The organism is Bacillus sp. FJAT-22090, from assembly GCF_007676755.1.
GTDB lineage: Bacteria > Bacillota > Bacilli > Bacillales_A > Planococcaceae > Psychrobacillus.
Genome location: NZ_VEBK01000025.1, coordinates 19,583 through 29,565 on the forward strand (window position 1 = coordinate 19,583; position 9,983 = coordinate 29,565).

Annotated in this window: 8 protein-coding genes; 5 read left to right on the forward strand and 3 right to left on the reverse strand. The window is 37.2% G+C overall.

Annotation, left to right across the window (positions count from 1 at the left end):
• Positions 1-382: 382 nt before the first annotated feature.
• Positions 383-754: a S1 domain-containing post-transcriptional regulator GSP13 gene (gene yugI / locus FS486_RS19245; RefSeq protein WP_144513950.1), complete on the forward strand. Its 372-nt coding sequence runs from the start codon at positions 383-385 to the stop codon at positions 752-754.
• A 79-nt stretch (positions 755-833) separates the two neighbouring features.
• On the opposite strand, the gene FS486_RS19250 is transcribed toward yugI, so the two are convergent.
• Positions 834-2,153, reverse strand: coding sequence for a sigma 54-interacting transcriptional regulator (locus FS486_RS19250; protein WP_144513951.1), 1,320 nt, complete (start codon positions 2,151-2,153; stop codon positions 834-836).
• Between the two features lie 134 nt (positions 2,154-2,287).
• Here FS486_RS19250 and pruA point away from each other — a divergent pair, with 134 nt between their 5' ends.
• The 4 genes from pruA (at position 2,288) to FS486_RS19270 (ending at position 7,663) form a co-directional block, all read left to right on the forward strand.
• Complete coding sequence (gene pruA, locus FS486_RS19255) at positions 2,288-3,832, forward strand: L-glutamate gamma-semialdehyde dehydrogenase (protein WP_144513952.1); 1,545 nt, start codon at positions 2,288-2,290, stop codon at positions 3,830-3,832.
• Positions 3,833-3,905: 73 nt separating this feature from the next.
• Positions 3,906-5,099, forward strand: coding sequence for an ornithine--oxo-acid transaminase (locus FS486_RS19260; RefSeq protein WP_144513953.1), 1,194 nt, complete (start codon positions 3,906-3,908; stop codon positions 5,097-5,099).
• An 83-nt stretch (positions 5,100-5,182) separates the two neighbouring features.
• Positions 5,183-6,427 (forward strand): Glu/Leu/Phe/Val family dehydrogenase, encoded by a 1,245-nt coding sequence (locus FS486_RS19265; protein ID WP_144513954.1) that lies wholly within the window; start codon positions 5,183-5,185, stop codon positions 6,425-6,427.
• Positions 6,428-6,499: 72 nt separating this feature from the next.
• On the forward strand, positions 6,500-7,663 hold the full coding sequence (locus tag FS486_RS19270) for an iron-containing alcohol dehydrogenase (RefSeq protein ID WP_144513955.1): 1,164 nt from the start codon (positions 6,500-6,502) through the stop codon (positions 7,661-7,663).
• Between the two features lie 27 nt (positions 7,664-7,690).
• On the opposite strand, the gene FS486_RS19275 is transcribed toward FS486_RS19270, so the two are convergent.
• On the reverse strand, positions 7,691-8,680 hold the full coding sequence (locus FS486_RS19275; protein ID WP_144513956.1) for a cation diffusion facilitator family transporter: 990 nt from the start codon (positions 8,678-8,680) through the stop codon (positions 7,691-7,693).
• 15 nt (positions 8,681-8,695) lie between these two features.
• On the reverse strand, positions 8,696-9,415 hold the full coding sequence (locus tag FS486_RS19280; RefSeq protein WP_144513957.1) for an MgtC/SapB family protein: 720 nt from the start codon (positions 9,413-9,415) through the stop codon (positions 8,696-8,698).
• Positions 9,416-9,983 lie beyond the last annotated feature (568 nt).

Sequence of the window (9,983 nt, forward strand, 5' to 3'; positions counted from 1 at the left end):
GAAGCAATTTTCTTTGATTTTCTCTGCTGGAGGCGACTCCTGCCGAGGCCAACAAGATGTTGGTCACGAAGGCGTTGCCACACGAGGTGGCGCTCTTAGCCTTTGTTCTGCTGGTGAGCTCATCGCTCACCCGGCGGAAAGCGCCCGCAAGCAGAGAAAATTATAATGGTTACCTGTTAAGACGCACATGTGCATCTAGGAGAAGAAATAAAATGAGTTGTTTAATAATTTATTTCTGTGAGAGGTTTCTTTCCTCCGTTTTGAATATGTTTTGGTAAAATTTCAATTTCATGCCCACTCAGTGATTTTTGCCCGCTTACTTTCGATTATGTTATAATTTAGCATGACTAAAACGTATATATAGAAAGTAGGAACGGGTAATATGACAATAACTTATAAGGTAGGAGATGTGGTCACAGGCAAAGTAACTGGCATACAGCCTTACGGAGCGTTCGTGAGTTTAGATGAAAATACACAAGGACTTGTGCATATTTCTGAAATAACATATGGCTATGTAAAAGAGGTTGGCGAGTTTTTAACAGCAGGCCAAGAGGTCGAAGTGAAAATTTTAGAAATAGATGATGAAGCAGGAAAAATTAGTTTATCTATTCGTGAGCTCCAAGAAAAACCGATTGTATCTAAAAAAGAAGATAAGCCTCGTAAAACCCTACAAGCTAGGGTAGATGAACATGATGAAGAAGGCTTTAATACGCTTAAAGAAAAATTAGGTGAATGGATCAAGAAATCCATTTAGACTTAGTATTATAACTTTGCACGCACCTGTTCCATTACACCAAGTAACTTTACCTACAATAAAATGGAAGCCTCTCTGTTTAGGGAGTGCTTCCATTTTTCATTTTCCGTAATCGATACTGTAAGTTTTGACGACTCATACCTAGAGCTTCAGCAGCTTTAGTAATATTCCCATCGTATTTATCGAGCGCTTTTTGTAAATAATATACTTCTGCTTCTCGTAAGTACTCATCTAATGGTAATAAATCTTTATCGGAGGATACAATAAAGTCTTGTGCTTTTTTGGATGTTTCGTTGAAATCTTGAACTTTTAACTTAAAGTGTAGTGGCAACATATCAAATTTTAAAATACGCTCTGTTGTGAGCATAGAGCTGATTTCATCCAAAAGTAACTCTAGTTCTTTTAAATTACCTGGCCATTCATAGGTTACAAATGCTTCTACGACATCCTCATCAATTTCTTGAATGGTGGATCCATATAGATTTAAATAGCGATTAAAATAATCATGTATAAATGGCAAGATATCTTCAGTTCGATCTCGAAGAGGTGGAATATTTATCGTAACCGTCGTGAAATAATAATATAGCTCTTTACTTAGTTGGTTCTGCGATATGAGATCGATAGGATCCTGTCCGATGCTGGCAATATAGACATTGTGATTTTCGCTATTTGCATTTAAGATATGCAACAGCTTATTTTGTAAGTCAATGGATAATAGATCGATTCTTTCACAAAATATAGTGCAGTTAGATAGATGTATTAGCTCTTTTTGAAATTTATCGATCAAATGGGTATCTGAACTATGGCAATACAAACTAATAAATTGCTCATTAGGCGGTGAAAGCTGGTGATGAATTGCTTCAGCGATTAAATCTTTTCCTGTACCGGCTTCGCCAATAAGGAGGACAGGCATACGAACATGTGCCGCCTTGATGGATCTTTCTTTTACGTCCTTCATCATTTTAGATGCAGCAGTAATTGTGGAGAGGGTAATCGCTTCGTTATATCTTTTTAATGGCTGATAGATTAGTCTTTCTAATGTAGTGATGTCACGAGAAAACTCGATGGCCCCAATTAGTTTCTCTTTATTAAAGACAGGGTAAGTATCATTGATAGTAGTTATTTCTTGCCCATTTCTATTCCAATATGTTTGTTTGACCCGCAGAATCGGTTTTTCACTATGTAGTACTTTCAATAATGTGCTTTCTTGTTGCTCGAATTGAAAAAGTTCTACAATGGAGCGGTCGACTACATCTACAGAATTTAATCCTTCAATTTCTTTCATTTGTTCGTTGTAGATTATGGTTTTTCCGAATATATCGACTGCGTGGATACCCACTGATACTTGCTCTGTAGCGAACTTGTAAAAGGGGAGGAGTTCCTTTAAAGGGTCTTTCATCTATCTCACCTCAAAAAAATTTTGATATTTAAGAAATAATACTTGAAAAACGCAACAATCTTTTGCATTATTATATATGTAAATGAATTAAAAGCGCAAATTATTTTTGCACCCACATTTAAAGGAGGATTTACATGATACCTTATAAACACGAACCATTCACAGACTTCTCCAAAGAAGAAAACAAAAAAGCAATTAAAGAAGGCTATAAAGTAGTAGAAGCATATCTAGGTGAAGAGTATCCACTAATCGTTGGTGGAGAGCGTATTACTACAGAAGGTAAAATTACTTCTTATAACCCAGCAAATAAAGAACAAGTAGTAGGTATCGTATCCAAAGCTACAAAAGACATCGCTTCTAAAGCAATGGATATTGCGGACGAAACATTCAATACATGGAAAAAAGTAAAACCTGAAGTACGTGCAGACGTTCTTTTTAAAGCGGCAGCAATTATGCGCCGTCGTAAATCTGAGTTCTCGGCTCTATTATCAAAAGAAGCAGGAAAAACTTGGGTAGAGGCAGACGTAGAAGCAGCTGAAGCAATCGATTTCTTAGAGTACTATGGTCGTCAAATGTTACGTTTAAAAGACGGGCAACCAGTTGAGAGCCGTCCAGGTGAGTATAACCGTTATGATTATATTCCCTTAGGCGTTGCAGTAGTTATTTCACCTTGGAACTTCCCATTTGCAATTATGGCTGGTACAACTGTTGCAGCTATGGTAGCAGGTAACACAGTTCTATTAAAACCAGCTTCAACTACTCCAATCGTTTCTTATAAATTTATTGAAGTATTAGAAGAAGCAGGTATGCCAGCAGGAGTTGTTAACTTCATCCCTGGTTCAGGGGCTGAAATTGGTGATTTCTTAGTTGAACATCCACGTACTCGTTTAATCAGCTTCACAGGTTCACGTGATGTTGGTTTAGGAATCGTTGAGAAATCTTCTAAATTGGCTGATGGTCAAATTTGGATTAAACGCACGATCCTTGAAATGGGTGGTAAAGATACGATCGTTGTAGATAAAGAAGCAGATCTAGAGTTAGCTGCTCAATCAATCGTAAAATCTGCATTTGGTTTCAGTGGTCAAAAATGTTCTGCATGTTCACGTGCTGTAATCGTTGAAGACGTATATGATCAAGTAGTAGGCCGTGTAGAAGAATTAACAAATGCATTAACAGTAGGTATTCCAGATAATGATGAGCATTTCGTTGGTCCAGTTATTGACGGTGCAGCATTCAACAAAATTATGGAATATATCGAAATTGGTAAAGGTGAAGGCCGTTTAGTAACTGGTGGTACTGGTGACGATTCTGAAGGTTACTTCATCCAACCAACTGTAATTGCTGACCTATCTCCGACTGCACGCATTATGCAAGAAGAAATCTTTGGACCAGTTGTTGGTATTACTAAAGCAAAAGATTTTGACGAAGCAATTGAAATTGCAAACAATACAGAGTATGGCTTAACAGGTGCTGTAATCACAAATAACCGTATGAACCTAGAAAAAGCTCGTGAAGACTTCCACGTTGGTAACCTTTACTTTAACCGTGGATGTACTGGTGCAATTGTTGGATACCAACCATTTGGTGGATTTAACATGTCTGGTACAGACTCAAAAGCAGGTGGTCCAGACTATATCGGACTTCATATGCAAGCTAAAACAACTTCAGAAATGCTTTAATTTTTTCAACACATTAAATAGGCAGACGCATCATGGATGAGTCTGCCTATTTTAAGAAACGGGGGAAATGAAAATGACAAACTCACAACAAGTAATCGAACAAACTGATAAATTTGGGGCTAATAACTATAATCCACTTCCGATCGTTATTTCGGAAGCAGAGGGTGTATGGGTAAAAGATCCAGAAGGTAATAAATTTATGGATATGCTTTCCGCATATTCTGCAGTGAACCAAGGACATCGCCATCCAAAAATTATTCAAGCATTAAAGGATCAAGCGGACCGTGTTACATTAACATCTCGTGCGTTCCATAATGATCAATTAGGGCCTTGGTATGAAAAAGTTTGTGAAATTACTGGTAAAGAAATGGCACTTCCAATGAACACTGGAGCTGAAGCAGTAGAAACTGCATTTAAAGCGGCTCGTCGTTGGGCTTACGATGTAAAAGGTGTAGCAGAAGATCAAGCTGAAATTATTGCATGCGATGGAAATTTCCACGGGCGTACAATGACAGCGGTATCTTTATCTTCTGACCCAGAATACAAACGTGGCTTTGGACCAATGTTACCAGGCATTAACTTAATCCCTTATGGTGATTTAGAAGCGTTAAAAGCAGCAATTACTCCAAATACTGCAGCTTTTTTAATTGAACCTATTCAAGGAGAAGCTGGAATTCTTATTCCTTCTGAAGGATTTATGAAAGCAGCTCTTGAATTATGTAGAGAAAATAACGTGTTATTTATCGCAGATGAGATTCAAGCAGGTCTTGGACGTACCGGCAAAATGTTCGCTTGCGAATGGGAAGATGTAAATCCTGATATGTACATTTTAGGTAAAGCACTTGGCGGAGGGGTTTTCCCAATTTCATGTGTTGTTGCAGATCGTGACATCTTAGGTGTATTCAATCCAGGTTCTCATGGTTCTACATTTGGTGGTAACCCATTAGCTTGTGCAGTTTCTGTTGCTTCATTAGATGTATTGATCGATGAAAAATTGGCGGAGCGTTCATTAGAGCTTGGCGAATATTTTATGAATGCATTAAAAGAAATACAACATCCTTCTATTAAAGAAGTTCGCGGTCGTGGATTATTTATCGGTATGGAATTGACTGAAGCAGCACGTCCATATTGCGAACAGTTAAAAGAATTAGGTTTACTATGTAAAGAAACACATGATACAGTTATTCGATTTGCACCACCTTTAGTTATTTCTAAAGAAGAATTAGACTGGGCAATCGAAAAAATCAAAAAAGTTTTCAGTAACTAATAAATCGTAGACAAATAATAACTAATGTATGTTACAATGATTCCGAAGAAATTATTATGAATTTAAAGAGGCGAAATAATCAAATGGCTGAAAATTTAAACCTGTTCACATCAACCCAGGCTGTCATTCACGAGGCTCTGCAAAAATTAGGTTACGATGAAGCAATGTATGAACTTCTAAAAGAACCACTAAGAATGTTGGAAGTACGTATTCCTGTCAAAATGGACGATAACACAGTGAAAGTATTCACTGGATTCCGTGCACAACATAACGACGCAGTTGGTCCTACAAAGGGAGGAGTTCGTTTCCATCCAGGAGTTACACCGGATGAGATGAAAGCTCTTTCAATGTGGATGACATTAAAAGCTGGAATTGTAGATCTTCCTTATGGTGGAGGTAAAGGTGGGGTTGTTTGTGACCCACGTGAAATGTCTATGGGAGAAATAGAGCGTTTAAGCCGCGGATATGTAAGAGCAGTAGGTCAAATTGTTGGACCAACAAAAGATATTCCAGCACCAGACGTTTTCACTAATGCTCAAATCATGGCATGGATGATGGATGAATATAGTCGTATGGACCAATTCAACTCACCAGGTTTTATAACAGGTAAACCATTAGTACTTGGTGGCTCACAAGGACGCGACCGTGCAACTGCACAAGGTGTTACTATTGTTATTAATGAAGCTGCAAAAAAACGTGGAATTGATATGCAAGGTGCTCGTGTAGTTATCCAAGGATTTGGTAACGCTGGTAGCTTCTTAGCTAAGTTTTTAAGTGATCAAGGTGCTAAAGTTATTGGTATTTCTGATGCTTATGGTGCATTACATGATCCTAACGGTTTAGATATCGATTATTTATTGGATCGTCGTGATAGTTTCGGTACAGTAACGACTTTATTTGAAAATACAATCTCTAACCAAGAACTTTTAGAGTTAGATTGTGATATATTAGTTCCTGCTGCAATTGAGAACCAAATTACTTCAGAAAATGCACATAATATCAAAGCTACTATTGTAGTAGAAGCTGCGAATGGACCAACAACATCTGAGGCTACTAGAATTCTTTATGATAGAGGTATTCTATTAGTTCCTGACGTATTGGCTAGTGCTGGTGGAGTTACAGTTTCTTACTTTGAGTGGGTTCAAAATAACCAAGGTTATTACTGGACAGAAGATGAAGTAAATGAAAAACTATTGAAAAAAATGGTAGATGCTTTTGAGAATATTTATGAAGTAGCTACAACTCGTAATATCAATATGCGTTTAGCTGCATATATGGTAGGGGTACGCAGAACTGCAGAAGCTTCTCGTTTCCGTGGCTGGGTATAAAAACGAACCGCTTGTATTTTACAAGCGGTTTTTTTATATTATTAGGGTACGTATAGAAGAGGAGATGTTTAGATGAATGCTTTTTCATTTTATAATCCAGTCAAACTAATATTCGGTAAAGGTCAACTGGAAAAGTTAACGACTGAGCTAGCTGTATATGGTAAGAAAGTGCTTGTCGTGTACGGTGGTGGCAGTATAAAGAAAAATGGTTTGTATGACCAAGTTATGTCTGCTTTAAAAAGCGCAAATATGGACGTGTTTGAATTGGCTGGAGTAGAGCCGAATCCGAGATTATCGACAGCCAAACGTGGAGCTGAAATCTGTAAAAAAGAAGGAATTGATGTTGTACTAGCTGTAGGTGGGGGATCCGTTATCGATTGCACGAAGCTAATCGTGGCAGCAGCAAAATATGAAGGAGATGCATGGGATTTAGTGACACGCAAAGCAATTCCTAAAGAAGCTCTTCCATTTGGAACTGTATTGACATTAGCAGCGACGGGCTCTGAGATGAATTCAGGTTCCGTTATTACTAATGAAGAAACACAAGAAAAATACGGATGGGGTAGCCCTCTCGTATTCCCTAAGTTCTCTATTTTAGATCCTGTAAATACTTTTACTGTACCGCTGGATCAAACTGTTTATGGAATTGTTGATATGATGTCGCATATGTTTGAGCAATATTACCACGAGGCTACAAATACCCCAGTCCATGATGAAATGATTGAAGGGGTTCTGCGTGCTGTAATTGAAGCTGCACCGAAACTAGTGAAAGACCTTGAAAACTATGAATTACGCGAAACCATTTTATTTGCAGGCACGTTAGGGTTAAATGGCTTTTTGAGAATGGGCTACAATGGAGACTGGGCAAGTCACAATATCGAACATGCAGTTTCTGCTGTGTACGATATTCCACATGCGGGTGGGCTTGCAATAATTTTCCCTCGATGGATGCGTCATAATGTGCATGTGAATCCAGAACGTTTTGCGAAGTTAGCAAAAAATGTATTCCATGTAGATCCTACCGGAAAAACTACAGAGAAAATTGCATTAGAAGGAATTGAACGCTTAGAGGAGTTCTGGTCTTCTTTAGATGCACCAACAAACTTTGCTGATTATCATATTGATGATTCAAAAATTGATCTTATGGTGGAAAAAGCAATGGCCAATGGGAAGTATGGTAATTTTAATAAGTTAGACGAAGCTGATACGAAAGCAATATTGACTGCTTGTCTATAAAAAGAAAACACATGATGGGCTATATGCTCAATCATGTGTTTTTAATATTGTATGCTGATCTCTGTGGTGTGTCCACTTTCGGATTCCATCATCTTCATCGAATGCAATCGTAACGTCAGTAACTCCTTGTTGATTTAAAATAAGTTCTTTCAAAACATCGTGAATATCATCGACTTCTGCGAACGAAAGTGTAGGATCTATTTCAGCTACTAACATTACATGCAGAAATTCTCCTTCTTTGATTACCTCTAATTCTTGGATGTCCTTTACTTGAGTATTCTCCGATAAAAGATGTGCAATATGCATAAGCATTTGTTCATCAGTTTCCCCGAGAGCACCGCGCGCATTGTCTAAAAATACTTTTCCTACAACGTAAAACATCATCACCCCAATTAGAATAGATGCTATTCCTTCTGCTTGTAAAAATCCTGTGAAATGGGAGATTAATACTGCTATAAATGCGAGTACTCCGCCTGAAGTAGCGACTAAATCTTCCATAAATACAAGCTTCGTCGCCGGTTTTGCACGATCTAAATACGCAATACTTTTCGTAAAGGGAGCAAGGAAGCCTCCTTCCATACCAACATCATGTAAAATTTCTTTTCCTGCTTTATACAGAACGACAGATTCTAGAATGATACCTAATCCTAAAACGATTAAACTAATGGCAAGGCCACTTGAAGCGGTAGGGTGTTGAATATGTTGCCATCCTTCTTTAATCGTTTCATAAGAAAGGATACCTACTAAAATAACGGCTCCTAAACATACTAAATTTACGAGTCTCCCAAAACCATTCGGAAATCGGGGAGTGGGTGCTTTTTTAGATAATGCAGAACCGATAAAAACAAAAAATTGGTTCGCAGCATCTCCAAAAGAGTGCATCATTTCAGCAAACATTGCTACGTTTCCTGTTAAAAAGAATGCCACTGCTTTTAATACGGCAATAATAGTATTTACAATTGCAGCAGTTAAAGAAGATTTACTACCACCTTTTAACAGTTTAAAAAATTCTCCCATAGGTTTGCTCCTTTGTTAGATAGATTCTACTTCCACAGTTTCAATAAACTCCTGCTTTTTTAAAATGTGATAAAATTCTACTGTATTTTTTTTAGTAACTATAGACAATCGCATATCCATCTCATGTTTGATAGTATTATTGTCTAATGTAATATCTTTTATCCGAATACTTTCTATATAAAGACCGCTAGCCTGTAAAAAATCATACACCTTCGTAATGTTATCTGTATTAGAAACAAGTACGATTAACGATAATTCTTTTGATCTTAAACGTTTTGGTCCAATTCGCGCTAAAAGCGGTGGAATTATTTCGATTCCAATTAAGACAATGCATACACTTAATGCTGCTTCAAAGTAGAATCCGGCTCCTACTGCAATTCCAATCCCCCCGGCACCCCATATCATAGCGGCCGTCGTTAAACCAGTAATACTATCATTGCCTCTACGAAGGATAACTCCAGCACCGAGAAAACCGATTCCACTTACAATTTGTGCGGCTAATCGAAGTGGATCCATTGTAATATTGATGCCTTCGTTGGGATGAGCCTTATATGCGGATTCGATCGATATGTATGTGAGCAAGCAACTAAATGTTGCAATTACAATACTTGTTTTTAAACCAACCGGTTTCTTTTTTAGTTCCCTCTCTATACCTATTATTAAACTTAATAATGCAGCAATAGTTAATTTAAACATTATTTCTGCGCTTCCGCTAATGTCTGGCAACCATTCCATCTTGTATTCCTCCTATTTCATTTATCCAATTGATTATATATATATGTTGAAATTAATTGAATTAATTTTGAATACGCGGGTTGGTCAATCGAAGTATCAATATCGTTAACGAATCTTTCCAAAACAAAACTTTTCACATAAAGGAAATGTAGATTATTGATATACCCTGTTTTAGATTACTTAGTCACCACCTGTAACGAAAATCAATAATGAGTAGTACTTCATTAGGTGATTGGCAAAGCATATATATTGCTTGGATGATAAGGTTTTCCTTCTTATAAGCGCTAATTTCTTTTTGACATTTTTGATGTAAACCTTGTTTATTTAGCTTTCCAGTCTTAATACTGAAAGTTTTTTTTAAAAAGGGGTTGCTTTATATTTTAATATCATGTATATTAATACTTGTCCTTCGGAACGACAATCAAACAATTTGAAATGTTTCAAAAAAATGTTTGACATCAAAAACGAAAGATGATACACTAATAAAGTCGTCAAAACGAGATGGCAACATGAACATTGAAAACTGAACATGCAAAACGTTAAGACATATAGCTAGAATGATTAACTT

Bases quoted from the DNA above. Each gene is read 5' to 3' on its own strand.
- yugI (WP_144513950.1), top strand. From the start codon at position 383: ATGACAATAACTTATAAGGTAGGAGATGTGGTCACAGGCAAAGTAACT.
- FS486_RS19250 (WP_144513951.1), bottom strand. From the start codon at position 2,153: ATGAAAGACCCTTTAAAGGAACTCCTCCCCTTTTACAAGTTCGCTACA.
- pruA (WP_144513952.1), top strand. From the start codon at position 2,288: ATGATACCTTATAAACACGAACCATTCACAGACTTCTCCAAAGAAGAA.
- FS486_RS19260 (WP_144513953.1), top strand. From the start codon at position 3,906: ATGACAAACTCACAACAAGTAATCGAACAAACTGATAAATTTGGGGCT.
- FS486_RS19265 (WP_144513954.1), top strand. From the start codon at position 5,183: ATGGCTGAAAATTTAAACCTGTTCACATCAACCCAGGCTGTCATTCAC.
- FS486_RS19270 (WP_144513955.1), top strand. From the start codon at position 6,500: ATGAATGCTTTTTCATTTTATAATCCAGTCAAACTAATATTCGGTAAA.
- FS486_RS19275 (WP_144513956.1), bottom strand. From the start codon at position 8,680: ATGGGAGAATTTTTTAAACTGTTAAAAGGTGGTAGTAAATCTTCTTTA.
- FS486_RS19280 (WP_144513957.1), bottom strand. From the start codon at position 9,415: ATGGAATGGTTGCCAGACATTAGCGGAAGCGCAGAAATAATGTTTAAA.